The organism is Cupriavidus sp. GW823-FHT06D04 (assembly GCF_058795055.1).
The window spans coordinates 256704-281271 of sequence record NZ_JBXAHL010000003.1 but is presented as its reverse complement, the minus strand read 5'-3'; the positions used below and the strand labels follow the sequence as shown (position 1 = coordinate 281271).

At 61.5% G+C, this 24568-nt stretch carries 18 protein-coding genes and 1 pseudogene; 6 read left to right on the top strand and 13 right to left on the bottom strand.

Annotated features, from left to right (window positions below):
* Positions 1-447: 447 nt before the first annotated feature.
* Positions 448-891, top strand: a complete 444-nt coding sequence (locus AC1Q7H_RS07380; protein WP_041228519.1) for a GNAT family N-acetyltransferase — start codon at positions 448-450, stop codon at positions 889-891.
* A 1134-nt stretch (positions 892-2025) separates the two neighbouring features.
* Positions 2026-2331 (top strand): annotated as a pseudogene (locus AC1Q7H_RS07375) (SOS response-associated peptidase family protein); the annotation flags it as partial.
* 363 nt (positions 2332-2694) lie between these two features.
* On the opposite strand, the gene AC1Q7H_RS07370 reads toward AC1Q7H_RS07375, so the two are convergent.
* The 3 genes from AC1Q7H_RS07370 to AC1Q7H_RS07360 form a co-directional block, all read right to left on the bottom strand.
* Positions 2695-2934: a DUF2789 domain-containing protein gene (locus tag AC1Q7H_RS07370; RefSeq protein ID WP_013951971.1), complete on the bottom strand. Its 240-nt coding sequence runs from the start codon at positions 2932-2934 to the stop codon at positions 2695-2697.
* Positions 2935-3281: 347 nt separating this feature from the next.
* Entirely contained in the window at positions 3282-3980 is a 699-nt protein-coding gene (locus tag AC1Q7H_RS07365) for a hydrolase (RefSeq protein WP_013951972.1), read from the bottom strand.
* Between the two features lie 610 nt (positions 3981-4590).
* Positions 4591-4830 carry a hypothetical protein gene (locus tag AC1Q7H_RS07360; protein WP_013951973.1) on the bottom strand — a complete coding sequence of 80 codons (240 nt, stop codon included), beginning with the start codon at positions 4828-4830 and terminating at the stop codon, positions 4591-4593.
* Positions 4831-5211: 381 nt separating this feature from the next.
* Between AC1Q7H_RS07360 and AC1Q7H_RS07355 the strand changes: the two genes are divergently transcribed.
* Together AC1Q7H_RS07355 and AC1Q7H_RS07350 are read left to right on the top strand one after the other, a co-directional pair.
* Positions 5212-6132, top strand: a complete 921-nt coding sequence (locus tag AC1Q7H_RS07355; RefSeq protein WP_041228522.1) for an AraC family transcriptional regulator — start codon at positions 5212-5214, stop codon at positions 6130-6132.
* 209 nt (positions 6133-6341) lie between these two features.
* Entirely contained in the window at positions 6342-7052 is a 711-nt protein-coding gene (locus tag AC1Q7H_RS07350) for a response regulator transcription factor (RefSeq protein ID WP_211982237.1), read from the top strand.
* 72 nt (positions 7053-7124) lie between these two features.
* Here the strand turns inward: AC1Q7H_RS07350 and AC1Q7H_RS07345 are convergent, their stop codons facing one another.
* Positions 7125-7517 carry a response regulator transcription factor gene (locus AC1Q7H_RS07345; protein WP_041228523.1) on the bottom strand — a complete coding sequence of 131 codons (393 nt, stop codon included), beginning with the start codon at positions 7515-7517 and terminating at the stop codon, positions 7125-7127.
* Between the two features lie 764 nt (positions 7518-8281).
* On the opposite strand from AC1Q7H_RS07345, the gene AC1Q7H_RS07340 reads away from it, so the two are divergent.
* Positions 8282-9406, top strand: a complete 1125-nt coding sequence (locus tag AC1Q7H_RS07340; protein ID WP_211979578.1) for an IS110 family RNA-guided transposase — start codon at positions 8282-8284, stop codon at positions 9404-9406.
* 407 nt (positions 9407-9813) lie between these two features.
* Here the strand turns inward: AC1Q7H_RS07340 and AC1Q7H_RS07335 are convergent, their stop codons facing one another.
* From AC1Q7H_RS07335 to AC1Q7H_RS07300, 8 genes are all read right to left on the bottom strand, one after another.
* Complete coding sequence (locus AC1Q7H_RS07335; protein WP_492381083.1) at positions 9814-10542, bottom strand: YoaK family protein; 729 nt, start codon at positions 10540-10542, stop codon at positions 9814-9816.
* A gap of 33 nt (positions 10543-10575) precedes the next feature.
* Positions 10576-11724 carry a porin gene (locus AC1Q7H_RS07330; protein ID WP_013951978.1) on the bottom strand — a complete coding sequence of 383 codons (1149 nt, stop codon included), beginning with the start codon at positions 11722-11724 and terminating at the stop codon, positions 10576-10578.
* Positions 11725-11728: 4 nt separating this feature from the next.
* On the bottom strand, positions 11729-12022 hold the full coding sequence (locus AC1Q7H_RS07325; RefSeq protein WP_013951979.1) for a XapX domain-containing protein: 294 nt from the start codon (positions 12020-12022) through the stop codon (positions 11729-11731).
* Between the two features lie 37 nt (positions 12023-12059).
* The gene (locus AC1Q7H_RS07320) at positions 12060-13673 is read right to left on the bottom strand and encodes an MFS transporter (RefSeq protein ID WP_211979580.1); all 1614 of its coding nucleotides are present in this window, start codon (positions 13671-13673) and stop codon (positions 12060-12062) included.
* A complete protein-coding gene (locus AC1Q7H_RS07315) occupies positions 13670-14104 on the bottom strand; it encodes a DoxX family protein (RefSeq protein ID WP_013951981.1) in 435 nt (144 codons plus the stop codon). The genes AC1Q7H_RS07320 and AC1Q7H_RS07315 overlap by 4 nt, the downstream gene beginning before the upstream one ends.
* Positions 14105-14132: 28 nt before the next feature.
* On the bottom strand, positions 14133-16079 hold the full coding sequence (locus tag AC1Q7H_RS07310) for an amidohydrolase (RefSeq protein WP_371827365.1): 1947 nt from the start codon (positions 16077-16079) through the stop codon (positions 14133-14135).
* A gap of 6 nt (positions 16080-16085) precedes the next feature.
* Positions 16086-17075: an alpha/beta fold hydrolase gene (locus AC1Q7H_RS07305; protein WP_013951983.1), complete on the bottom strand. Its 990-nt coding sequence runs from the start codon at positions 17073-17075 to the stop codon at positions 16086-16088.
* Between the two features lie 117 nt (positions 17076-17192).
* Complete coding sequence (locus AC1Q7H_RS07300) at positions 17193-17879, bottom strand: hydrolase (protein ID WP_492381082.1); 687 nt, start codon at positions 17877-17879, stop codon at positions 17193-17195.
* Between the two features lie 520 nt (positions 17880-18399).
* Between AC1Q7H_RS07300 and AC1Q7H_RS07295 the strand changes: the two genes are divergently transcribed.
* On the top strand, positions 18400-19008 hold the full coding sequence (locus tag AC1Q7H_RS07295; RefSeq protein ID WP_211982239.1) for a response regulator transcription factor: 609 nt from the start codon (positions 18400-18402) through the stop codon (positions 19006-19008).
* 21 nt (positions 19009-19029) lie between these two features.
* On the opposite strand, the gene AC1Q7H_RS07290 is transcribed toward AC1Q7H_RS07295, so the two are convergent.
* A complete protein-coding gene (locus AC1Q7H_RS07290; RefSeq protein ID WP_492381081.1) occupies positions 19030-24528 on the bottom strand; it encodes a trifunctional serine/threonine-protein kinase/ATP-binding protein/sensor histidine kinase in 5499 nt (1832 codons plus the stop codon).
* Between the last annotated feature and the right edge of the window lie 40 nt (positions 24529-24568).

Sequence of the window (24568 nt, the reverse complement as noted above, 5' to 3'; positions counted from 1 at the left end):
ACTAGACGTTCCGGAGCATCACCCGCGGCTCCGCAGCGCTCAATGTAGATTCCTATTTCTTCATCGCAGTGAGTGCTTGCAAACTGTTATGTGGCCCTTCGTCGATATTATGATGTGAAATTAATCTGACTTATATCAGAGTTAAGAGTGGCAATGTGCGTTGAAGAACATTGATGACTCAGTCGGGTGAAAGAATTTATCTCCACTAGGACATACTGTCTAGAAGAGCGAGCCTTTAGCACGACGCGCTTTCGGGGGACTTTTATTGTGGTTAGCAGGACCGCCTTTTGATGAAGAGGCAGAAAATGTGACAGTATATTCCTCAGTCATTGACGTATGACACTGGCCGATATAGCAAATCGGGAAGACGCGCGGATGCACGGCGCACCTTTGTGAGGTGATACGCTCAATCGGTCGTACGCACGTCGGGAGGCCAGGATAAAAAGAATGATAAAAGACATGCGAATCCGGGCAGCCGTCCCTGCAGATATGCAGGCCGTCTCGCAGGTGCTCCACTCCTGCGGTTTGCCCATCAGCGATATGGACCACTTGTCCCGCCTCTTCAGTCTGGCGGTCCTAGGGGAAAAGGTAATCGGTTGCGCCTGCGGTGAAATATATGGCGAGACGGTCATCATCCAATCCGTTGCGGTTCTAGCGGAGTGTCGGGGCCACCAGGTTGCCACTCATCTTGTCGGGGCTGTCTTGATGCGTGCCCGCGCCCATGGCTGCACCAAGGCTGCGGTGCTCACGTCTGAATATCCCGCATTCTTTGCCCGCTTTGGGTTCACACTCACCGCCGTCGGCGAGATGCCGCAAGAAATGCAGCTATCGAAGGAGTTCGTTCGACGCTTCGGCGCGAGAACGCATTGCATGTGCCGGCGACTCGATTGACGAATTCATTGGTAGAGCTTGCATCAAGCTCAATCAGCCTGGCAAAAAGAAGGCCCGTGAGGCGCGAACCTCAGCGGGCACTATCAATCGGTCTTTCGACCACGCAGAGAAGGAGATTGCAACTGTTGCGGAGATACCCAACCAAGCTGTTTAAGAGTAAGGCAAGCCGAAGCAAATTGCTAGGCATGCGGACCGTTCAATCTTGAAACGCAGCCCGAACTTCGCCATGACGCTCGCAGCAACATGGTTCTGAGGAACGTTTAGATGCAGCCACGACTGAAAGTCGACTTACATTTCCGCTGTCGTCTTATACAACCGCCGAGTGAACAGGCCGTCAAACGAGATAGTTGAGAGTTGCCGGGAACAATTCCCGAACGTGCGCCGCTGGTTCTGCGAAATCAGGACCTGATTGGCCTCATTGCTTGCGTGCCCTAACAACGAGTTGATTTGAATGGAGCGACCGAGGTTGTCGGGTTCATGCGACATCTCAGTGGACATTTTAGATTCCCCCGCCCCCCTCGTTAGTGGGACCCATTTTCGGGCATTGTCGATTGCTGCTCACGCCGCAGCGGCCTATGATGGATTGCAAATATTGCACCACACAGGTATCTGGTCATGGCTACTGTCGCCTTGGTCGCATATGGAGGTGGCGCTCGGGTATCGGGGGTCAAATGGACGACGAGGGCTACAAGCCTTGGCGGCGTCGCTGGTTGCGCTTGCATTCGCGGTCGCTGCTAGCTAACTCGCTGGCATTGGCGGCGGAGGTCGAGCTGGAGGCGTATCTAAGAGAAATGCGCACCGCCTACCGCAACTATGGCGACTTCACTGAGAATGAGATTGACTTCATTTTTCGGCGAGTTCGTCGAGGCATCCAACGGATGCCGACGCCTCACAGCGCACCGCAGTGCGCGCGGCGAGCGCGTGGACGAATCCGGGCACTTGGCCAGCGTTTAATGACGGAGGCTGCATGGCTCAATGCACGTGTGCCGTAGTACTCGAGCGGCCCAACCACGAACTTTATTTTTCGGCAAATCCAGTCGCCAGGGCGCATTGCCCTAGCTCCTTCTCCGCGCCAACTGGCCGGAGGCCTGAAGAACAGAGAACCCCAAAACCGGTCGCAAAGATGGACCTTGTTTCCTAGCAGCCTTGGCATATTGGGCACCTGGCGTATCCGTTCAGCCTGAGGGGGCAGGTTTTGTCCTCATTACCGACGATGCCAAAGGAGGTCTAACCGATGTCAATGACAGCCGGCCTGTCGTACTGTCTGGCGTGAATGCCGCAGCATGGGTAGACCCAGAGTTAACGCCTCGGGGAGCGTCAGTGTTGATGCACCAGCATTGCCTCCCCGCCGAAGCCTTCCAGTGGTGGGAAGTAGGCGTGGCAATCGGCAACGTGCTGAATCAGGGCAAGGAACTGATACGGAGCGTTGCCGCAGTTTGAGCAGTCCCTGGGGACAGATACGACTGATTTTTCCTCTCGGCCATGGCATTTGCGGTAGAGGACGCGCTTTACTACTTGCTGGTCTTCTTCACTTTCTCCTTTGGCAAAGCAGATGGGGCTTCGGGTTCGGAAACGAAGGAAGTCGGGGCCACCGTACCAGGCGTTGCTGTTGCGCTTGTCTTGTCGGTGGCCTGGACCTGGGTTGCTTGACCGCTACAAGACTGAAACAAACAGCGCGGCGACTGTTCGACCGCCGCCGGGTCCTGCGGCGAGCGGAGCAGCATTCGTGTCAATACACCGGTTCCGTGCAGCAACAGCATTGGCCTCAGTCAGGAATTGGAGCAGGTCTCCAGCACCGTTCCGTCAAGCAGTTGTGCGCAACGCAAGATTCAATTGGTCCACGGCCTGTGCCCAGTCTGCATCCTCGTCAAATTCGTCGCGCAGCAAGGCTGCCTGGGCCGGCGTCCAGAATGGTGCTTCCCAAAGATTGATGTCTTGCGGTAACGGCGAATGCTTTGCAATGAACGCAAGGATGTCCGCTTTGCTGGATGGCAAGCCGAGCTGGGCGAACAGGTCAGAAAACTGGTGAAATGGGGTGTCCATGGGAAACGTCCGGGAAGCAGGGTTTTGGCGGATGAAATGAAAGTGTGGCCGTAGGACTGCGCTTTTCTTACCAGGGAGCGGCGCTCGCGTTAAAGGGCTGTTCTGCCCAGCTATGCATGGCCCGCGCAATCAGCGCGCAAACGGCGAGGGTGCCTGAGACAACGCCCAGTGACGAAGACGTGTGGGCGTGTGCATTAAAGCCGGTAAGGAATGCAAACGCCGCCATTTCCCACTTTGTGGCGATCTTCTTGTCGTGTGTCATTTTTCAGTGAGCCGTGGCGGCGTTGCAGCCGAAGGTTGTATGGCGCCGAAAACTACAGAAAGCTTTCGGCGCAGACTGGAGTTGTTTAGTTCTCGATCACTGGCGCATGCACGGGCGCGATCGACTCGTGCGTGGTTGCAGTACGTTGCGCGGCCTTGTGGACCATCGTGTAGGCATAGTCCACGCCCATGCCGTAGGCGCCAGAGTGTTCCTTGACGAGCTTCATCACGGCGTCATAGGTATCGCGGTGTGCCCAGTCACGCTGCCATTCGAGCAGCACCTGCTGCCAAGTCACCGGTACCACGCCGGCCTGGATCATGCGCTGCATCGCGTAGTCGTGGGCTTCTTTGGTCGTGCCGCCCGAGGCATCGGCCACCATGTAGATTTCATAGTCGCCTTCGAGCATCGCACTCAGGGCGAAGGTGGTATTGCAGACTTCGGTCCACAGGCCTGCCACGACGATCTTCTTGCGGCCATCAGCGGCCAGCGCGTCGCGCACCTTCTGGTCATCCCAGGAATTCATCGAGGTGCGCTCCAGCGTTTCCTTGCCGGGGAACACGTCCAGGATCTCTGGGTAGGTATAGCCGGAGAACGACTCGCTCTCCACCGTGGTGATGGTGGTCGGCACGTCGAAGATCTTGGCCGCCTTGGCCAGGCCCACGACGTTGTTCTTCATGGTCTGGCGGTCCATCGACTGCACGCCAAAGGCCATCTGGGGCTGATGGTCGATGATGATCAGTTGGCTGTTGTGCGGGGTCAGGACTTCCAGCTTGGCGTTCGACATGATTTCTCTCCAAAAAATTTGATTCAACGATTTGAGTTTTGGTTGCCGGCGCGAATTCGCAACACTGCGTTGTTGCGCTGTCCATGTGCAGAACTATACCGATCGACACATCCCAGAGAGCGGCCTATCTCCGCAATAGTTATTCAAAAAAATTGAATTCCGTTCGTCGAGACGCGAGAGAACCCTGTCCTGGTGGGTCCATCGCCCTTGGAAGAAGCGCAACATGAGTTCCGCGGCGTCGAGCGTCATCGTCTTGCAAGTGCGTACCTTGTTAAGGTCGCTGGGTGACCAGCCGTTTGTTGAAAATCGCCGCGCGAGCGATATAGCGCGACAAATAGAGAGCAGGTTCCTACGAATGGACGACCGGCGTAGACCGCCCAATCACATGTGCGTATGCAAGGCACTGGGTGAAGCCGGATGGCCAGAGTGGCCGCCGAAGAAGTGCAACCGGCCACCGGCGATACGCCACGTCGAGAGCTTCGAAGTAGCGGCGGCAGCCGTAAAGTACTGCCTCGTTGTACTAGGCGATGGCCTTAATGGGTGCCGGCAGCGGCAAGAGCGCCAATTGTCGACCCTGTGAGCCGCAGCGCGTACATCGTCACCGGCTCGTCTACAAGGCTTTCAGTGCGCGGCAAAGGAAGTGAGCGGCGCGAACCGCCAGGTCGAAGGACGGGTCACGCGCCAGTTCGCGACCGGCCACGCAAATGATCCAGTCTCCCCTTTTGCGTTCGCAGCTCATCATCTGGTCTTCCATCTGATCTGAGAACCAGCGCCACAACGTCGCGTCTTGTTCATTGGCATGGGCCGCTGCCTGGAGCTGGGCCGTCTTTAAGCAGATGTTGCCATTCATGGAATCTCCGTGTTTGCTCATCCCGTGTCTGTCTCAAGTGCCGGGCTAGCGCGGCCAAATGTTGACTTGGGGCTTGTGCACTTTATTCGGATGAGCCCACAGTTTCCATCGTCTTCTGGTATGACTGGCCTACACGCTTGGCGCGTCTGTAACGTATTCGGCATCCAGGCCGGCAAGCATGTCGCGATCTGCTTGAAGATCGGGGGGCGATATCAGCAGCCTTAATTCCTTCGGAGTTGGCGATGATAGTATGTTCTCCAGGCAGTCGTCTGACTGCAGGAAGGCGGGCGCTTTTCGAGCTGCCAGCGTCAATGGTATTTTCAGTAACGCAAGGTCGCCCGGTCGTGTCTGGCTTGGCGCGACGATCATGACTACCTGGCCATGCGACTCTCCACATCTACTCACGAATCTGCCAAGCCGGCCATTCAGCGCGACTCATTGGGGTGCTTGTCGGAGGCATTGCGATACGATCAGGCGCTTGCCGCCGGCGATCTCAATTTCTACCGCAAGAGTTCCGTGATTGAGCGGATGAGTCAGGTAGTGACCCCAGCTTCAGCACGAGGGTTTCTGGTTGGCGTCTCTCTGATGGAAGGCCATCGTCGACGCATTTTTCGTCCGAATCAGGCGAACATGCATGCATTCGAGGCAGGTTCCATCTATCTGCGGAACTTCCAGGATGACTACAAGGCGGACATGTATGGGACGTTTGATTTCGTACTCATCGAACTGCCGCGCCCCTTCATGGAGCGTACAGCCCTGGAACTTGGCTGCCCCGCAGGTCTTGAACTGCGGCATGCCGCGGCGCAGACGGACGCCGTGCTGGCCCATCTCGCCCAGGCACTCTTACCCGCGCTCGCGCGGCCTGAAGGCGCGAGCAGGTTGTTTATCGATCAACTCGGACACGTGATCGGCACATACCTGGTCGAACACTATGGAGGTGTCAATCGGGGACGCATTCCCTCCATTGGCCGACTTTCGCCTCGCATACTTGCGCGGGCGCAGGAGTTCCTCGCGGCGCGGCTGGACGACGGAAACGTGTCCATTGCCGAGGTTGCGGATGCGTGTCAATTGTCCCGAAGTCATTTTTCCCGGGCATTTCGGCAGAGTACCGGCAAAACACCGCATGAATGGCTGCTGGAGCGTCGCCTCGAGCGCGCGGCGGCACTGCTGCGCACCACGGACTTGCCGATAGCTGGGATTGCCGCGTCGTGCGGCTTTGCGGATCAGAGCCATCTCACACGCAGCTTCTCTAAGAAGCTTGGCCTCACGCCGGGTGACTGGCGGAGCGGTCGGCAGGACTAGGCACGCCTGGTGCCAGCACTTGCCAGCCATTATCTGGCCCGCGCTGAGCACAAAAAGACAATGGAGCGCACACGCGTTCAAGCCAAAGGGCTGGCGTAACACTACATTGCTGTCGGGTGCGTCGTATCTCCCCACATGGAGTCATGGGGTGATCGCGCCTCTGATGTCGATGCTACGTGGAGGGCCCTACCGTGACTGCTGTATTACCGATGCGCGCCGAATCAGCGCCGCAGGACGACGCGGTGGTCCTTGTTGTCGATGATGACTTGCAGGTCCGAAACGCGCTGGGAAGCCTATTTCGTTCAGTCGGCATCCACGCCGTGCTGCTCGGATCGGCGGCCGAGCTTTTTGCCTTCGGCTTCCCAGATGCGCCTTGTTGCCTGGTTCTCGATGTGCGCCTGAAGGGGCAAAGTGGCTTGGATGTGCAAGCCCGCATGGCAGAGCTCGGCATTCATATTCCCATCATCTTCATGACCGGCTACGGGGACATTCCGATGACGGTTGCTGCCATGAAGGCGGGGGCAGAACACTTTCTTTCCAAGCCGTTCCGTGAACAGGAACTGCTCGATGCCGTCACGGAGGCACTACAGAAGGAGGGCTCGCGGCGTGAGCGCTTGTGCCGATTGGCTGCAGTGCGCGACTGCTTCCGTTCCCTGACGCCGCGGGAGAGTGAGGTCATGGCGCATGCCGCATCAGGTTTGACAAACAAGGAGATTGCCGCCGCCATGTGCATCAGCGTGGTGACTGTCAAAGTTCATCGATGCCAGGCAATGCGAAAAATGAGAGCTCGGAGTTTCGCCGATCTGGTGCTTCTTGCGCAAACTCTCGGTCTCGTGCTGCTTCCCTCTGAGTCCGAAGCTGATGAGCAGCCTGCCATCCGGCTGCAGCCTAGACAGCTTGGAACCGCAACCATAGCGTAGGGACGGCGTCGGGCAGCGTGCAGAGGATGAAGGTGATGTAAGGACGTCTCATCGATCCACTGCACGACACACTCACGATGGAGGAGAGTCCGTCTTGCGAGGACGAATTGCTTTTTCAATGCATCGGATCATGTCCGTGTCCTGAAATGGCTTGTAAAGAACGCACGTCGCACCCATTGCCTTGGCACGCTGATCGAATCCCTCATGCGCAAATGCTGTCATGAAAATGACAGGCATATCGAGATTGCGTGCGCGCAAGGCCTCTATCAAAGCGAAGCCGTCCATGCCGGGCATTTGCGCGTCCGTGATCACGCAGGACATGCAAGGCAGCGAAGTGCACCGCAGTAGCTCTTGGCCGCCTCCGAACAACTGCACGCCAAAATCGAGCGAACGCAGCAGCCCCCCCATGGCATTTCGGACGGCGACATCGTCGTCAACTATTGCGATCGTGGGGCGAGCTATCACACTGACTCCTTGAACACGCGCTGAGCGCCGGCATTGCTCTGCTGGAAGAGTAACGCCGAACCTGTGCACACCCTATCATACGATGGTATCGCCGATTCCTCGGGTGCACGTCCCACGCTACGTTGCGATGAAGTCACGCTGGCCAGGAAAATCAGTCCCCCCGCGATAGTGAGGCAGCCAGCTATTCTGTCCGTGTCATACCAAGGTATTACATGCATAGCTGCGTCGAAATGGCGCCGCTCTGGGAGTTCTGATTGTCGGTGACCGGTGCGCCCGCAGCCGTGGTGAGAGTGTCTCTGTTCATCGTGATTCTTCTTGTTGGTGAAGGAGATTGGGGGGCTTCGTGCCGGCGATCAGTACACGGATGCGAAACCAGAGGGGGCAGCCGATGAGTCACCCTTCCCCGCGCAGGATGCGCAGGACTGTCCGTCGCACAGTGCACTGATCCGGCTACACAGGACCTGGCTATGGCCGACCACTTGTTTGGGGGCGAACTCCGGACCCGTACAGCAAGGTGACCGGACAGGCTTCCAAACGCCGATTGAGGTCAATGTCAGTTGCAGCGTGTCGTGATCCTGCAAAGCCAGGAGAGATTAAATGGCGATGCAGGATGTGGCCATTGTCTGTTCGTATTAGTCAGTATGACTCCCCTGGGGGCAAGAGGGCTGGCCCGCCGCGAGGAATCAAACGCGGGTTAGCATCACTGCCAGAGCCGCATGGTGTGGACAGTGCCACACCCGGCGATTTCCAGCGCGGAGGCCAGCATGGAACACGATAGCACTTTGTATGTAGGTCTTGACGTCCATAAGGACTCGATCACGGTCGCCTATGCAATCGGCATGGGTGAGGTCGAGCTGCTTAGCAAGATCGGTACTTCAAAGGCCGATATCGATCGCCTGTGCAAGCGCCTGCAGTCCAAAGCGCGCCGGATCCGCATCGTCTACGAGGCGGGCCCATGCGGATATGGCCTTTACCGGCAGCTTGCAGGGAAGGGATTCGAGTGCATGGTGTGCGCGCCGTCGCTGATCCCGAAGAAGCCCGGCGAGCGCGTCAAGACCGATCGTCGCGATGCGGTCAAGCTCGTGCGATCGCTGCGCGCCGGTGACCTCTCGGCCGTGTACGTGCCCAGCGTCGAAGACGAAGCATTCCGGGATCTGTCACGCGCCTGGGTCAGCGCCAAGGACGATCTGAAGCGGGCCCAACAAAGGCTGAAAGCTTTTCTGCTCTCGCACGGTGTTCGCTACACCGGCAGAGCCGACTGGGGACCGGCGCACCGGCGCTGGATCAGTGCCTTTGCGTTCGACGCCGTGTGGCAACAACTTGCCTTTGACGAATATCGACGGACCATCGAGGATCGGCTCGCCCAATGCAACCGTCTCGAAGCGGCCTTGCGCGAAGCCGTGGTCAACTGGCACTTCTATCCGGCCGTACTGGGGCTGCAGGCCATGCGCGGTGTGCAGTTCACCACGGCGATAGGCATCCTCGCCGAGTTGGGCGATCTCTCGCGCTTTGTCCATCCGCGCCAACTGATGGCCTGGCTCGGGGTGACACCCGCTGAACACTCATCGGGAGAAAAACGACGGCGGGGCAGCATCACCAAGAACGGCAATAGCTATGCAAGAAAGCTACTGATCGAAGCCGCTTGGAGTTACTGGCACCCCGCACGCGTGAGCCCCGAGATTCAGCGCCGGCACGAAGGCATCCCTAAGGCCATCGTTGACCGGTCCTGGGACGCCCAGACTCGACTGTGCCGGCGCTATCGGAAACTTGCCACACGCGGCAAGAACCCGAACATTGCGGTGGTCGCGGTGGCCCGCGAACTGAGCGGGTTCATCTGGGACATCAGCCGGCTTGCGATGTCGCTTGCCGAACCGAACGAGGCAACGTAACCCAGCACCTAGCAACATCTCAGTTTCCTGAAGGCGGCGTAGCCCGGCACCACGAGCAACCCGCGCTCCAGCTAGGCAACGGACTTCATCCGACTTGCGGCATTAGATAGCGGCAGGCTCATTGGGCGGACCTCTGTAATGCGGTAGCCAACCCGCGGATATCAGCCTGATCCACCGTCGAGACTTACTGCTACGTCGCCCTCAGGAAATTGGGCCCCCTCAATATGGAACTGTGAAACTGAACCAAACCAATCTCGATTGACACCGGGAGTCATATCAGCTGGCTGGGTCTTCGGCCTGGTCGCGGACTTTGGAATGCTGTTTGCTCAGTTCGGCACTGGTAGCGGCGATGTGAGAGCGGTGAACCGAGGAAGGCGAGGGCGTCTCGAATTCACACGTCTGCCAATTCACTTCTGCAGGCTGTTCGCGCCATTGCGCCAAGTCAGGAAACTGAGCGCCGTCAGCAATACGGCTGGCAGCATTACACACCAGAGCGAAAGCATCGAATAGCCAAGGGCGCCGAGAGCGGCGCCCGATGCGAAACCCGCGAGCGCCGGTACCATCTTTTTGAGCCGACCGCGTATGGCTTTGCCTTCCGCCTCAGATGCGGATGGCAGGTCCACCAGGTCGATGATAATTTGCGTCGTATTTCCGGTCATGATCGTGGTGGGGCCGAGGTCTGACAAGGACGTCCGGGACAGTGAGTTCTGAATACCCATGGCCACTACGGCAAGCATGCCGGCGCCGACGGCTGCAGGCGTACTTGGATCGGAAATGGGAGAGGCGTGGAACCCTGCAACTATGAAGAGAACCAGCGCCAAGGCCTCGGCAAACAGCAACAGCGAGGGTGCCGATTGTTTGTCCCGTACGATGCGTGACTCGGTCAGCCTGGCGGCGGCAACCGCCAAGGCAAAAGTCGGAAGCGCAAGCAGTTTTGCGAGCAGGCCCGCAGAATCACCGGCGATGTCGACGCCGATCATCACGAAGTTTCCTGTCACGTGCGCAGTAAACAGGCCGAATAGTGAAATGAACCCGACCACGTCTACATAGCCGGCGACGAAGGCCAGGATGCAGCCGAACGCCGGTCCTGAAAGATCCGCGCGGCGACCGGCGTCAGGAAGCTGTGTGGGTGTCAATGCGGTCTCTCACGTTGGTTGGTCAGCGGACGGTCAGAAGCTGTGCCGCATCGCAATGGCGAACGTCTGCGGGTCTGCGCCAGCCTTGATACCGAGGTTGTTGATGGCGAAGTCATAGTTCGCATTGCTGCGGTTGTTGATGCGGCTGTAGTAGGCGTATAGCGCGGTTCGCTTGGAAAGGGGGTAGTCATAGCCGACGGTCACCTGAAATGCGCCGGTATCCGAACCACTTCGGACGGATCCAATCGTTTCCATAGCTGTGCCGGTGCCATCGCCGACAAAGGCGAAGCCGGCGCGTATGCTGCCGGGGCCAAACTCCTGTATCAGCGAGACATAGTAGCCATTGCGCGTAAGGTCTCCGGTGGCGGTACGATAGTGCAGGCGTTCATACAGGGCACTGATGCGCGTCGATGGGAACTGGTAGGAAACTCCTGCCTTGATTGCGTCGTCGTTGCGTCCGCTGGTCTGATAGTGCTGGTGGATTTCATAGGCAAGCGTCAGGTTCAGGTTGCCGTGACCATAGGCCGTGGCAAAGGAATACAACGCTGGATTGCGCGGCACCGTGGTCTTTTCCTCCGGCAATCCCCAGGCAATGGCGCCGCTCAAGCCGTGCCACGTCGGCGACTGGTAGTGCAGCGAGTTCTTCTGCCGTCGATCAAATGAGCTGGTGTTCTGGACATTGTCGCTGGTAGACGCAGCGCCATTGCCTATCAGCGCCATGTAACCCGCAGTGGTGGCGTAATACGGGTCGTAGCTCTTGGTTGCACTTGTGTATGGCGTGTCCCAGTTGCCCATGAAGAGGGTGCCGTACGGGCTCTGAAGGCCGAGCCGGGTATCCCGCGCGGCGATTTGCCCAGCGCCGTTGTCAACCGACAGGGCGCTTTCGATTTGCCAGATCGCCTTGATCCCATTGGCCAACTGTTCCTCGCCCCGCATGCCGAACACAGAGCGGTTATTCGTGAGGCGCGCCGTATTGCCCAATCTGGTGCCGTCGGTTGCGGTGGTCACGGTCACATACTCGATTGCCGTGTTCAGCCGACCATAGATCGCGACGTTGTTGTCCGCCACGGCAGGTGCCGCGGCCGCGGACAAAGACGCTGCCAGGGCGACGTGAATGCGCCGGGGCGCGATTGCGTTAGTACGGCTGGCAAGTGCTTCGGGCTGCTTTCGGGAGCGACTCATGCTGTTATTGGTTCCCTTCCTTGCTACGCGCGGGGAGGGATGCCGACGGTTCAACGGCCGTGTCCGCATTGGGCGGTGTACCCGTAATCTTCGGGACGCATTCGCCGCGGAACCATGCAATGGTGACTGGCTCGCCGGCCAGCATGCGCTTGACCGGCGGCACAACCTGCTCGCCAATCAGCATGCCCAGCAGCCCGATCAAAGCAATTGCGGGCGGCGCAGGCGAGCGGACCTGCATCAGTGCATAGATAATGCCGACCAGGATGCCGGCGCCAAGGGAGATGAGATAGAGCTTCATATGTGACAAGGTTGGAGAGGGGGAAATCGGTGCGACGTCACGCCGGCGGCAAGCCCAGGCCGAGCAGGTGTCTTACGTGGGGCGGCTCGGCGCCCACGTGGAAGCTGGCTACGTCGCGCTGCACATCGGCATCGGCATGCGGTACGCGCTGGTGCTGGCGCAGGTGCTCGGCCCACGACTCGACCAGGAACCATTCGGTCAGCAGTTCGGGATTGGCCGGATCTTCCATCACGCCCCAGCTGAACGCACCGTCACGCAAACGCTCTTCCGACAGCTTGTGGACCGCATGCAGGAACGCATCGCGGTTGGCGGGCGGGATGCAGTATTCGATCAGGATCATCACCGGACCACGGTCCTGCGCGATCTCGCCGGCCATCTCCGGTTCGGGCCAGTGACGTGCGGGACCGAGGTCTTCATCGCCGCCCGGCAGCCGCATGCGGTGCAGGATCAGCGCGGTAACGACCAGCCCCGCCGCGGCGATCAGCAGCGCGTGCGGTGTGCCCAGTGCCTGCGCCACAAAGCCCCAGACCAGGCTGCCACCGGCCAGCGCGCCGTTGAACACCATCTGGTAGACCGCCAGCGCGCGGCCGCGAACCCAGTTCGGCAGGATCGCCTGCGCCGCGCCGCCGAGCGTGGTCAGCGCCATGATCCATGCCGCGCCAAGCAGCAATAGCAGCGGCAATGCCAGCCATATGGGTGGTGCGCTCGACAGCGCCGCCATGACGACCGCCGTGACGATCGCGGACAACAGCACCATGCCATCTGCATCGAGCCGCTGCTGCAGTCTGGACATCGTCAGCGCGCCAAGGATCGCGCCAGCGCCCACTGCGCCCAGTAACACACCATAGAGGCCGGCGCCGCCATGCAACAGCTGACGGGCCACCAGCGGCAACAACGCCCATACGCCGCTGCCGAAGGCAAAATGCACGGCGGCGCGCGCCAATACTACGTGCAGCTTGCTGTGCGCGCGCGTGAAGCGTAAGCCTGCTCTGAAAGCGCTGAAGAAGTGTTCGCGCAGTGGATCGCTTGGCTTTTCGGGACGCTTCCACCAGATCAGCGCAGCGATGACGAACACATAGCTGAGCAGGTCTGCGCTATACGTGGCAGCCGCGCCGAATGCCGCGAGCAGCAGACCCCCGGTAGCCGGTCCAATCGCACGGGCGACGTTCACGCCCAGCGAGTTCAGCGCCACGGCCTGTCGCAGCGTGCTCGGCGGCACGAGCTCGGGCACGATCGACTGCCACGTGGGCCCCATCATCGCCGCACCCACACCGCCGACGAACGCCAGCGCAATCAGGATTTCGATCGTCAGCGCCTGGCGCCACGCCAGCAGCATCAGCGTGCCGCTGACCATGGCCAGTCCGATCTGGATCACGATCAGGAAGCGGCGCCGGTCGAGGATGTCGGAGAGCACACCGGCCGGAATCGCTAGCAGGAAGACGGGCAGCGTGGCAGCCGCCTGGATCGTGGCGACCGCTGCCGGTGAAGTGGAAAGATCGGTTGCCAGCCATGCGCTGGCCACATCCCGCATGAAGCTGCCGATGTTACCGAGGATCGTGGCCACCCACAGTACCGCAAACGTGCGCTGGGCCAGCGGGGCAAACGTGCCTCCCGATGCAGGCTTGGCCGCCGAGATGGCAGATTGCGTCATGGTTGTCTCCGCGTGCGAAGGTCATCCCACGCCACGAGCAGGAACCCACCCACCAGGCCCAGATGTTCGAAGAACGCGTTAGCCATCATGAACTGCGCCTCGGGCGGTGCGCTCCAAAACCGGTTGGCCAGGAACGTGGCCATCAGCGTGAACGCCGCCAGCGCCAGTGCGCCTAGCCAGCGCCAGAAGCCGGTCAGGATCATTGCCGACGCACCAAGCTCCAGCGCAATCGTCGCCGCAGCCAGCGGCACGGCGGGCGACAGGCCGAAGTGCTGCATCTCTGTCACTGCGCTGGAGAAGTCGAACAGCTTGACCAATCCGCCCTGCAGGTAGGCTGCGCACAGCAAGAGCAGGGCGATCCAGCGCAGCCAGCGGGGCAGCCGGTGCGTGTTGTTGCCGGCCGTGGCTAGCGGGGGCGTCGAGATGGTCATGGCCGCTCTCCGATGTGGTCAACGTAGATCAGAATGCCCAGCACGAGCAGCCCAGCGCGCCCCAGAACGTGCTTTCGTCCGACGTCGGCACGCTCGAGGTCCACGCATTGGCATGTGCATGGCCATGCACGCCGCACGAACTGGCGCAGCCGCACGCGGTGTTCAGCGCCAGTGCGCGCGCCTGGGCCTGCGGGCGCGGCTGGTACTGGCTGCCATGGCGGGCCGGTGACCAGTCGGGCATCGCGGGCGGGATTTCGGGCGAATGCTTGCCGAATTCGCTGTCGCCATAGACCACCTTGCCGCCGAGCACGGTCAGCACCGACGTGATGTCCTGGATGTCGTCGCCGGGCACCGAGTAGTAGTCGGCCGACAACACGGCCAGGTCGGCCAGCTGGCCCACCTTGATCTGGCCCTTCTTGCCCACTTCGGATGAGAACCACGTGTTGGCCTCGGTCCACAGGCGCAGCGCCGTTTCGCGATCGAGCAGGTTGGCCTGTGGATACATCGACATGCCGCCGACGGTCTTGCCCGTGGTCAGCCAGTACAGCGAGACCCACGGGTTGTACGAGGCCACGCGCGTGGCATCGGTGCCGGCGCCGACCTTGACGCCCTTCTCCAGCATCTTCTTGATCGGCGGCGTGGCTTCGGCGGCCTTGGCACCGTAGCGCTCGACAAAGTACTCGCCCTGGTACGCCATGCGGTGCTGCACGGCGATACCGCCACCGAGCGCGGCGATGCGGTCGATATTGCGGTCGGAAATCGTCTCGGCGTGGTCGAAGAACCAGTTCAGGCCGTTGAACGGGATGTCCTTGGCGACCTTCTCGTAGACGTCGAGCGCGCGCGTGATGGTCTGGTCATAGGTCGCATGCAGGCGCCACGGCCAGCGCTTTTCGGCCAGCAGGCGGATAACCGGCTCCAGATCGGCTTCCATCGACGGCGCCATGTCGGGGCGCTCGACACGGAAGTCCTCGAAGTCGGCCGCCGTGTAGACCAGCATTTCGCCGGCGCCATTGTGGCGATAGAGGTCATCGCCCTGGCCTGGCTTCACGGTCGACGTCCAGGTCTTGAAGTCGCTCAGCTCTTCCTTGGGCTTCTGCGTGAACAGGTTGTAGGCCAGGCGCACCGTGAGGTGGCCTTCCTTGTGCAGTTCCTCGATGATGCTGTAGTCCTCGGGATAGTTCTGGTAGCCGCCGCCCGCATCGATCACGCCGGTCACGCCCAGGCGATTCACCTCGCGCATGAAGTGGCGCGTCGAGTTCTTCTGGTACTCGGGCGGTAGCTTCGGGCCCTTGGCCAGCGTGGCGTAGAGGATCGTCGCGTTGGGCTTGGCCAGCAGCAGGCCGGTGGGATTGCCGCGTGCATCGCGCACGATCTCGCCGCCCGGAGGGTTCGGCGTGTCCTTGGTGTAGCCAACGGCACGCAGTGCGGCGCCATTCAGAATGGCGCGGTCGTAGAGGTGCAGGATGAACAGGGGAGTGTCGGGCGCCACGGCGTTCAGTTCGTCGATGGTCGGCAGGCGCTTTTCCACGAACTGGTGCTCAGTGAAGCCGCCCACCACGCGCACCCATTGCGGTGCGGGGGTGCGTGCCACTTGATCCTTGAGCATGCGCATCGCATCGGCCAGCGAACGCACACCGTCCCAGCGCAACTCCATGTTGTAGTTCAGGCCGCCGCGGATGATGTGCATGTGGCTGTCAATCAGCCCGGGAATGGCCCGCCGGCCGTTCAGGTCGATCACCCTGGTCTGCGTTCCTGCCAGCTTCATGATGTCCTGGCGCGTACCCACCCCGACGAAGCGGCCGTCCTGGATGGCCACGGCGTCGGCCTGCGGATTGGCACGGTCGAGCGTGGCGAACTTGCCGTTTACGAGAATGAGGTCGGGAGTCGGGTTCGGTGACATGGCGAATAGTTCCGAAGAGGCTGCCGCACCGAGGGCGGCAGCCGAGGCGATGAAGTGCCGGCGGGTAATGGACATCTCGGCTTATGCGTTCAGGAAGGCCAGCAGGTCGGCATTGACCTGGTCGGCGTTGATCACGCACATGCCATGCGATGCACCTGGATATACCTTGAGCGTGGCGTTCTTGACGATCTTGGCCGACAGGCGGGCCGAATTGTCGATGGGCACGATCTGGTCGTCGTCACCATGCAGGATCAGCGTCGGCACGGTGATCTTCTTCAGGTCCCCGGTGTAGTCCACTTCCGAGAATTCCTTGATGCAGGCGTACTGGCCCAGGAGGCCACCGGTCATACCCTGTGCCCAGAACGCATCGATGGTGCCTTGCGAAACCTTGGCGCCGGGCCGGTTGAAGCCGAAGAACGGCGTGGTCAGGTCCTTGTAGAATTGCGAGCGGTTTTCCGCCACGCCCTTGCGGATGCCGTCGAACACTTCCATCGGCAGGCCGTTCGGATTGGCCGCGGTCTTGAGCATGATAGGCGGCACCGCGCCGATCAGCACCGCCTTGGCCACGCGCTTCGTGCCATGACGGCCGATGTAGTGCGCCACTTCGCCGCCGCCGGTGGAGTGGCCGACCAGCGTGGCGCCCTTGATGTCGAGGGCGTCCAGCAGCGCGGCCAGGTCGTCGGCGTAGGTGTCCATGTTGTTGCCCTGCGCGGGCTGGTCCGAACGGCCATGGCCGCGACGGTCATGGGCGATCACCCGGAATCCCTTCTGGACCAGAAAGAGCATCTGGGCGTCCCAGGCGTCGGCATTGAGCGGCCAGCCGTGCGAGAACACCACCGGGCTGCCCGTGCCCCAGTCCTTGTAGAAGATGCGCGTGCCGTCTTTGGTCGTGACGTAGTGGCCCTGATTCGTGGCGCGGCTGCTGGCCGGCGCGGCTTCCGCGGCCGTGGGCGTCAGTGCGGCAAGCGACGCCACCGATGCGGCCGCGGCGCCAACAGTGCTGCCTACCAGCAGTTGCCGGCGCGATGCATCGATGTTGTGACCTTGTTCCTGGGTGTGTTCTATTTGCATGGTTAGGGCTAGCTGAAAGTTGGCTCGAAATCCTGGATGAATGAGATCGCTGGTTGCATCGGCCTATGCACGGAAATCGTGCGTAGGCCGATGACTATCTTCTTCCTGATCAGCTGTTTAGCGTGCGGGCACCGGGGCGATGGATTCGTGCCCCGTAGCCGTGCGCTGGGCGGCCTTGTGGACCATCGTGTAGGCGTAGTCGACACCCATGCCATAGGCGCCGGAGTGTTCCTTCACCAGCTTCATCACGGCGTCATACGTGTCGCGGTGGGCCCAGTCGCGTTGCCATTCCAGCAGCACCTGCTGCCAGGTCACCGGCACGGCGCCGGCCTGCACCATGCGTTGCATGGCGTAGTCGTGGGCTTCCTTGCTGGTGCCGCCCGAAGCGTCGGCCACCATGTAGATCTCATAGTTGCCTTCGAGCATGGCGCACAGCGCGAAGGTGGTGTTGCAGACCTCGGTCCACAGGCCGGCCACGATCACCTTGTTGCGGCCGTTGGCCTTGAGCGCATCGCGCACCTTCTGGTCGTCCCACGAGTTCATCGAGGTGCGCTCCAGCGTCTTCTGGTCCGGGAACACGTCGAGCAGTTCCGGATAGGTGAAGCCAGAGAACGACTCGCTCTCGACGGTGGTGATCGTCGTCGGGATATTGAAGATCTTTGCCGCCTTGGCCAGGCCGATGACGTTGTTCTTCATCGCCTGGCGGTCCATCGACTGGACGCCGAACGCCATCTGCGGTTGGTGGTCGATGAAGATCAGCTGGCTGTTTTGCGGGGTGAGGACTTCAAGCTTGGGGTTCGACATTGCGTTGCTCCTGTTTGGGGGGGCGAGAGTAAGGCTGCCGTGGCATCACCGCCAGGGCAGAGCCGCGTCGGGGCGGCTTGGCACAAGGGCCGCGACCGGCGTTTGTGTCCGGAACGCAACCTGAGGGAAGAATAGTCGGCGCTGTCGGCCGTCGCTATTGTCGATTCGTATTAGCCGTCCGCTGCCTTGGTTTCATCGCGAAGCCGCCAGGCTGTGCTACAGCAAATAGGGAGTGGCTTCGCCAACCCTTTGGGGCGTAGGAAGGCATTGGGGCTGCGTGCGGGTTCGTTAGCCTGCAAACTGGCCGGCCGGGGCAGCCGCCTACAGTCACACTGAACTAACCCCATGGTATAAGTAGTCCATGATCCCGGTTATGTGATGTAATGGAGAGTTTTGCGGGGTCAGGTCATGGTGGCGAGAGTGGGCCTGCCCAGACCCCGCGCACCGATGAGTGCACTGGAGATAGACTTTGACAATCAACAGCTTCGTAACCGCGGACACCAGTGCGAGGGATGAAGCGATGGTGCTGATCGTTGATGACGACGCGATGCTTCGCGGCGCGTTGGAGAACCTCTTCCGATCAGTCGGGATGCGCGTCGCACTGTTCGCATCCGCTGCCGAACTGCTAGCATTCGCGTTCCCGGACGCGCCCACTTGCCTTCTGCTCGACGTCAGGCTCCGCGGGCAGAGTGGCCTGGACCTGCAGGCCCGGCTGTCCCAAATGGGCATCCAGGTCCCAATCATTTTTATGACTGGTTACGGCGACATCCCCATGACCGTTGCCGCTATGAAGGCTGGTGCTGAGGATTTTCTGGCGAAGCCATTCCGCGAGCAGGACCTGCTCGATGCCGTGGCCGCCGCCTTGCAAAAGGATCAGCATCGCCGCCATGGCATGCGTAAGCTGGATGAACTGCGAGCCAGCTACCAGAGCCTGACGCCGCGTGAGGCCGAGGTCATGCGCATGGTGGTGGCCGGTCTGCTGAATAAGCAGATCGCCAGCGAGCTAAGTATCAGCGAGGTCACAGTGAAAATTCATCGCGGCCAGGCCATGCGCAAGATGAAGGCGCGCACCTTTGCCGAGCTTGTATTGATGGCACAGCAACTCGGCATTTGCGAGGCGCCGCATTGAGCCCCTGTAGCCTCCCGCGGTCTAGTCTTGAGGCGGCAGGGTGAACTGAAACACGGCCCCGCAAGGCACATTGGGGCTCGCCCACAGCCGCCCTCCGTGTGCCTCGACGATCAACCGGCAGATCGCCAGGCCCATGCCCAGACCCTCCGCCTTGGTAGTGAAGAAGGTCTGGAAAACCCGCTCCAGATCTTGCGGCTCCAGCCCGATGCCAGCATCCTGAACGGCAACCAGCACAGCCCCCGATGCGTCGAGGCGCGACCGAATCAGCAGTTCCCGCGGCCGCTCTGCCACCTCTTTCATTGCCTCGATGCTATTCATCATCAGGTTCAGGAGCACCTGCTGCAACTGCACCCGGTCACCCACAACCGGCGGCAGGTCAGGCGCCAGCTCCGTCCGGAGCAGGACTTGATGGCGGCCTACCTCTCCCTGGATGAGGGCAATCGTGTCTTCGATAAGGGTGTTCATGTCAAGGCGCGCCGTGACGGCGGCCGTCTTCTTAAGCAGCGCACGCATGCCTCCAATCACTGCGCCAGCCCGATGGCCATCCTGAACGATGCGCCCCAACGTCTCTCGCACCTCGGCGAGATCGGGCGGCTGGCGAGCGAGCCAGCGCAGGGCCGCATTGGCGTTGGTGACGATGGCGGCCAGTGGCTGGTTGACCTCGTGCGCGATCGACGCGGTCAGCGCGTTCAACGTCGTCACGCGGGTAACGTGTGCCAGTTCGGCCTGTGCCTGGTGCAGCGCCTCCTCGGCGCGCTTGCGCTCGGTTAGATCAAGTATGTAGGAGACACCTTGGTCCCCACCCTCTTCGAATGTCGCGCACCCTAGCAGGACGAGCACGCGGCTTCCATCCTTGCGGAAGAACTCTTTTTCGAACGGCGGCAAGGTCCCGCTGATCCGAAGGTCCTGGAGCAACCGTGCGTCACGCTCGCGCCAATCCGGGGGCGTCAGGTCCGTCCAGCGCAAGGGGGCCGAGGCGAGGTCCTCGCGATCGTAGCCCAGCATGCGGAGGAACGCGTCATTGGCCTCGAGGATTCGGCCGTCCAGGTGCCAGATGCAGATCCCGATGATGTTGGCCTCAACCAGGCGCTGGATCTTCGCTTCGCGTTGTGCGAGATCCCGATACAAACAAGTAATCTCCAGGGCGATCGCGGCCTGCGAGGCGAGCATCTTCAGTACGGCGGTTCGGCTCGGCGCGAAGACGCGTGGCGAGAGGTTGTTCTCGAGGTAGAGCACCCCGATGAGCTTGGCCTGTGTGAGCAATGGCAGGCAAAGAATCGATCGGGCATGATGCTGCAGAATGTATGGATCGGCGGAAAACGGATTCTGTGTCGCGGCATTGTCGAGAATGATGTTCTCGCGGGTGCGCAAGACATAGTGGAGCATCGATACCGGCAGCGCAGTCGCAGTCACGCTCTCGTCGCGCAGCTGCACCGTGACAATATCGCCACTGGTCGTAGCCTCTGCTGCGATGCGCTGCTCGGCCCCTCGGGGCAGGATCAGCAGTCCCCGTACCGCGCCGGCCTGTTCAATCGCGGTGCGCATGAGTGTGTCGAGTAATTTGTCCAGGACGATCTCGCCGGACACGGCTTGCGACACGGCAATCACGGTGGCGAGATCCAGGTGTTCGACCGGCGCCCCGATCGTCGTCGGTGCGGGTGCTCGCTCTTCCCCCCGGAGGTGCGGATACAATGCATCGAGTTGCCGCACCTTGCCGCCGGCGCCCCAGCGGAGATAGCCATGGCGGGCATCCTCCAAATAGACGCGGGCAATTTTCTCGAAGCCACGCGCAGCATAGAATCGCGCGGCCAGCTCGTTGGCGAGTGCCTGGTTATGGATGAAATCATTGTCCTGCGCGGAGCGGATGGCCTGCTCGTAGAGGCGCATTGCATCAACTTCGCGCCCATCGAGGCGGGCGATTTCCGCGCCAACCAATGCGGCTCTGTTCTCGAAATTCTCCGGACAATGCTCGGACCAGACAAGGAGCTGGCGATGATGGGCGGCCAATGCCTCCAGGTGCCGGGTCCGTTCTGGCGCGGCGGCCGTGCCGCAACATGCGGCCCGCGCCAACGCTGCGTAGAAGTGGTATTCCGCCTGCTCGAAGAACGATGGCGATGTCCAGAGGAGACGTTCCGCCTTGTCCGCCGCCGCTATGGCGGCTGCGTGGTCGTCGGCGAGGAAGCGTGCCTGCAGTTTTCGGATCCAGTACCAGCAGGTGGCGAGGGCGGGGCCCGGAGCCTCATCGAGATACCGCTCAAACTGCTCCTCGTTGAAATCATCATCATCGAAGACGCCGAACACCGGGGTCAGTCCGCGCAGAGTTCGCGCTAGCTGGAGCTGGGGGGTGACCCGGTCGACGGCGAGACCGAAGCTCGCGCGGCGCGCGAAGCCGATCGTGGCCTCAGCTTCATTCTGCACCTCGGCAAGCGGATCGCCGCAGGCGAGCAACTGCGTAATGAGGTTGTTGCGTGCGAAGGACGCGTAGGTAAGGTCACCAAGCTTGCTGGCCACGTCGAAAGCGCGCCGCACCAGGCTGCGCGCGGCACGGATGGGTTGCGTCCATTGCATCACGTGGCCGCCGAAAGCCTGGTAGACGCGGGCCCTGAAGCGGTCCAGCCCGCGCTGCTCGACCAGGTTCAGGCCGAGCTGGCCGAAGCGGAATGCCGCCTTGTAGTCGCCGGACCGAGGCCCCAGGAGCATGCCGAGCCAGGTATAGGCGAGGCACGACGCGTCGCTGTTGCCATGCTCGAGGCTGAGGTTTGCCATCCGCCCGATGATGAGGGAGCCCAGGTTCACGTCGGTGTACCAGGCCGGGAGCATCAGCGCGGTCAGGACATCCATGGTCTCGCACGCGACCGCATTGGTCATCATCGGCAGGTCGAGCAGCGCCTCGATCGGGCGGTCGCCAAGTTGCCGCCACATCCGGTCGTATTCCTGCAGAACCTCCTCATCTGTCGGGTGTGCCGAACACTGGACGCCGGCGCGGTACAGGTAGTCGAGGCCCACCTCGACGGCGCGCTCGCGCTGGCCGAGGGCCAGAAACAGCTCCAGCCGCAGCTGGGTGACGGAGGCCAGATCGGGGAGGCTGGCGGCACCAAGCTCGGCCAGGCGCGCGTCCGCCGCGGCCGGCGCGCCGGTCAGAAATTCGCATTCGGCGAGGTGGAACTCGAGCGCGAAAGCAAACTTGGGCCGGCGCTTCCAGGCGTCCTCCTGCATGAGCGCTGCACCGGCGGTGAGATAGGTCAGCGCCGAGGCGTAGGCCGTGGACGCCTTGGCGCGCTGGCCGGCGAGCAGATTCAGCTCGGCCACTTGCTCTCGCTCCTCGGCCGCGGTGATAAGGTCGGCGCCACGGTTGAGCTGGCCGACGATCTCGAAGACACGCTCTGCTATTGCCTCAGGCGGCGTGCCCGCAGCGAGCCGTCTGCCAATAGCGAGGTGCGCTGCCGGCCGCGCGTCTTCAGGAATCAGCGCGTAGGCCGCCTCCTGGATACGATCGTGCAGGAATCGGTAGGTATTTCCCAAACGCAACACAAGTCCGGCGCGTACTGCCGGCCACAGAGCCGCGTCCAGCACCGCCTCGCTGGCATCCTGGACCATGGCCAGGGTAGCGATCGCCGCGTCATTACCGAGACACGCCAACTGCTTCAGGGCGCTACGGGTCGCCGCTGGAAGGCGCCTCAGCTTGGCGAGCATGAGATCGACCACATTGTCGGTGAAGCCCTTGGACCGAATCTGCTCAAGGTCCCAAGACCAGCGCGCGCCACGATGATCGAAAACAAGCAGCCCCTCTTCGGTCAGGGCGGTAAGGAACTGGATGGCGAAAAATGGGTTACCGCCAGTCTTCTCCTGCACCAGGCGGGCCAGAGGTGCGGCGTCCCCAGGTGCGCAATGCAAGGCATCGACGATGAGTCTGCTTACATCTTCGAACCCAAGGGGGGAAAGTGCGATGTCATTTACCCGCCCCCCGGCCTGGCGGATTGCCGACAATCGCAGTAGCAACGGATGTCCGGGCTTGACGTCGTCATTCCGATAGGCTCCGATCAGCAGCACGTGGCGTACCTCCGGCTGGGTCGCCAGATACTCGAGCAGATCGAGTGTTGCCGCGTCCAGCCACTGCAGGTCGTCGAGAAAGAGTGCCAGCGGATGCGCGGGTTGGGCAAAGACGGCAAGCAGGCGCTGGAAAACCATCTGGAATCGGTGCTGCTCGTCGCGCGGCGGCAGCTCCGGAACCGGCGCCTGCGGCCCCAGAATCAGCCCGAGCTCGGGTATGAGCGGCACCATGAGGCCGCCATTCGGGCCCAGCGCCTGCGCCAGTGCGGCGCGCCAGGGCGCCAAGTCGGCCTCGCTCTTGCCCAGCAGTGGGCGGATCAGATTCTGGAAAGCCTGTGCCAACGTCGCATACGGGATGTCGCGCTTGTACTGATCGAACTTGCCCGAGGCAAAGAGGCCATTCCTGAGAGCCAGTGCGCTGCGCAACGCAAGCACGACCGAGGTCTTCCCGATACCGGCGTAGCCGGAGACCAGCACAATCTCCGGCGTGCCCTGGGTTACTACCCTGTCGAAGGCAGCGAGCAAGGTCTCAATCTCGCGCTCCCGTCCGTAGAGCCGTTCCGGAATCAACGGCCGATCAGGCAGGTCATGCTCGCCAAGCGGGAAGGTGTTAACGCGTCCCAGGCTTTCCCATGCGGTCAGGCTGCGCCGTAGATCGGCCTCCAGTCCGGCTGCCGCCTGGTAGCGTTCCTCCGCCGTCTTGGCGAGCAGCTTCATCACGATGGCGGAGAGCAAGGCCGGGATCGACGGTACCCGCTCCGCCGGCGGTACTGGCCGCCGGGCGAGATGGCTATGCAGCAGATCCATCGGGTCGTCGGCGGCAAAGGGCAGCGCGCCCGTGAGCATTTGGTAGAGCGTGACGCCGAGCGAATACAGGTCGCTGCGCGCGTCGATTGGCCGGTTCATGCGTCCGGTCTGCTCGGGGGCCATGTAGGCCAGCGTGCCGGCGATCTCTTCCGGTGGCGCCAGTCCCTGGCGCTCGCGCGACAGGCGCGTGGCAATGCCGAAGCCTGTCAGCCGCGCCTCGCCAAGGGCATCATTCACCAGGATATGGGCCGGCTTGAGGTCCTTGTGAATAAGACCTCGCTGGTGGAGCTGGTCCAGGGCCGCGGCGATGCTGATCGCCTGGCGCAAAAAACGACCTATCTCCATGGGGGCGCCCAGTAGCCCGGCAAGTGGCTCGCCGCCGGGGTCCTCAAGCAGCAAAACAGTCCGACCATGTTCCCGCACAAGCGCTAGCGGCCGCACCGCCCAACTGCCGTCCAGCTCACCCTTCAAGCCGTATTCGTGTGCGAGGCGAGCGAGGGTAGAGGGGGGCGGGTGCTCGGCTGCGGGCCACACAGCCAGCATAGCCTTCGGCTCGCCTTCCGGACCGAGGAGCCAGCCTCGACCGACAACGCGATCGCCGTCCTCCCATGCGACCTGGAAGCCGACGCCCGTCTCAGTGCCGAAGGAAAACAATGAGTTCATCTGCCGTGTTCCGCTCTCAAGTCGATAACTGCCGGTGTTT

Coding starts and splice junctions, on each gene's coding strand:
- AC1Q7H_RS07380 (WP_041228519.1), top strand. CDS start 448: ATGATAAAAGACATGCGAATCCGGGCAGCCGTCCCTGCAGATATGCAG.
- AC1Q7H_RS07370 (WP_013951971.1), bottom strand. CDS start 2,934: ATGGACACCCCATTTCACCAGTTTTCTGACCTGTTCGCCCAGCTCGGC.
- AC1Q7H_RS07365 (WP_013951972.1), bottom strand. CDS start 3,980: ATGTCGAACGCCAAGCTGGAAGTCCTGACCCCGCACAACAGCCAACTG.
- AC1Q7H_RS07360 (WP_013951973.1), bottom strand. CDS start 4,830: ATGAATGGCAACATCTGCTTAAAGACGGCCCAGCTCCAGGCAGCGGCC.
- AC1Q7H_RS07355 (WP_041228522.1), top strand. CDS start 5,212: ATGCGACTCTCCACATCTACTCACGAATCTGCCAAGCCGGCCATTCAG.
- AC1Q7H_RS07350 (WP_211982237.1), top strand. CDS start 6,342: ATGCGCGCCGAATCAGCGCCGCAGGACGACGCGGTGGTCCTTGTTGTC.
- AC1Q7H_RS07340 (WP_211979578.1), top strand. CDS start 8,282: ATGGAACACGATAGCACTTTGTATGTAGGTCTTGACGTCCATAAGGAC.
- AC1Q7H_RS07330 (WP_013951978.1), bottom strand. CDS start 11,724: ATGAGTCGCTCCCGAAAGCAGCCCGAAGCACTTGCCAGCCGTACTAAC.
- AC1Q7H_RS07325 (WP_013951979.1), bottom strand. CDS start 12,022: ATGAAGCTCTATCTCATCTCCCTTGGCGCCGGCATCCTGGTCGGCATT.
- AC1Q7H_RS07320 (WP_211979580.1), bottom strand. CDS start 13,673: ATGACGCAATCTGCCATCTCGGCGGCCAAGCCTGCATCGGGAGGCACG.
- AC1Q7H_RS07315 (WP_013951981.1), bottom strand. CDS start 14,104: ATGACCATCTCGACGCCCCCGCTAGCCACGGCCGGCAACAACACGCAC.
- AC1Q7H_RS07310 (WP_371827365.1), bottom strand. CDS start 16,079: ATGTCCATTACCCGCCGGCACTTCATCGCCTCGGCTGCCGCCCTCGGT.
- AC1Q7H_RS07305 (WP_013951983.1), bottom strand. CDS start 17,075: ATGCAAATAGAACACACCCAGGAACAAGGTCACAACATCGATGCATCG.
- AC1Q7H_RS07300 (WP_492381082.1), bottom strand. CDS start 17,879: ATGTCGAACCCCAAGCTTGAAGTCCTCACCCCGCAAAACAGCCAGCTG.
- AC1Q7H_RS07295 (WP_211982239.1), top strand. CDS start 18,400: ATGGTGCTGATCGTTGATGACGACGCGATGCTTCGCGGCGCGTTGGAG.
- AC1Q7H_RS07290 (WP_492381081.1), bottom strand. CDS start 24,528: ATGAACTCATTGTTTTCCTTCGGCACTGAGACGGGCGTCGGCTTCCAG.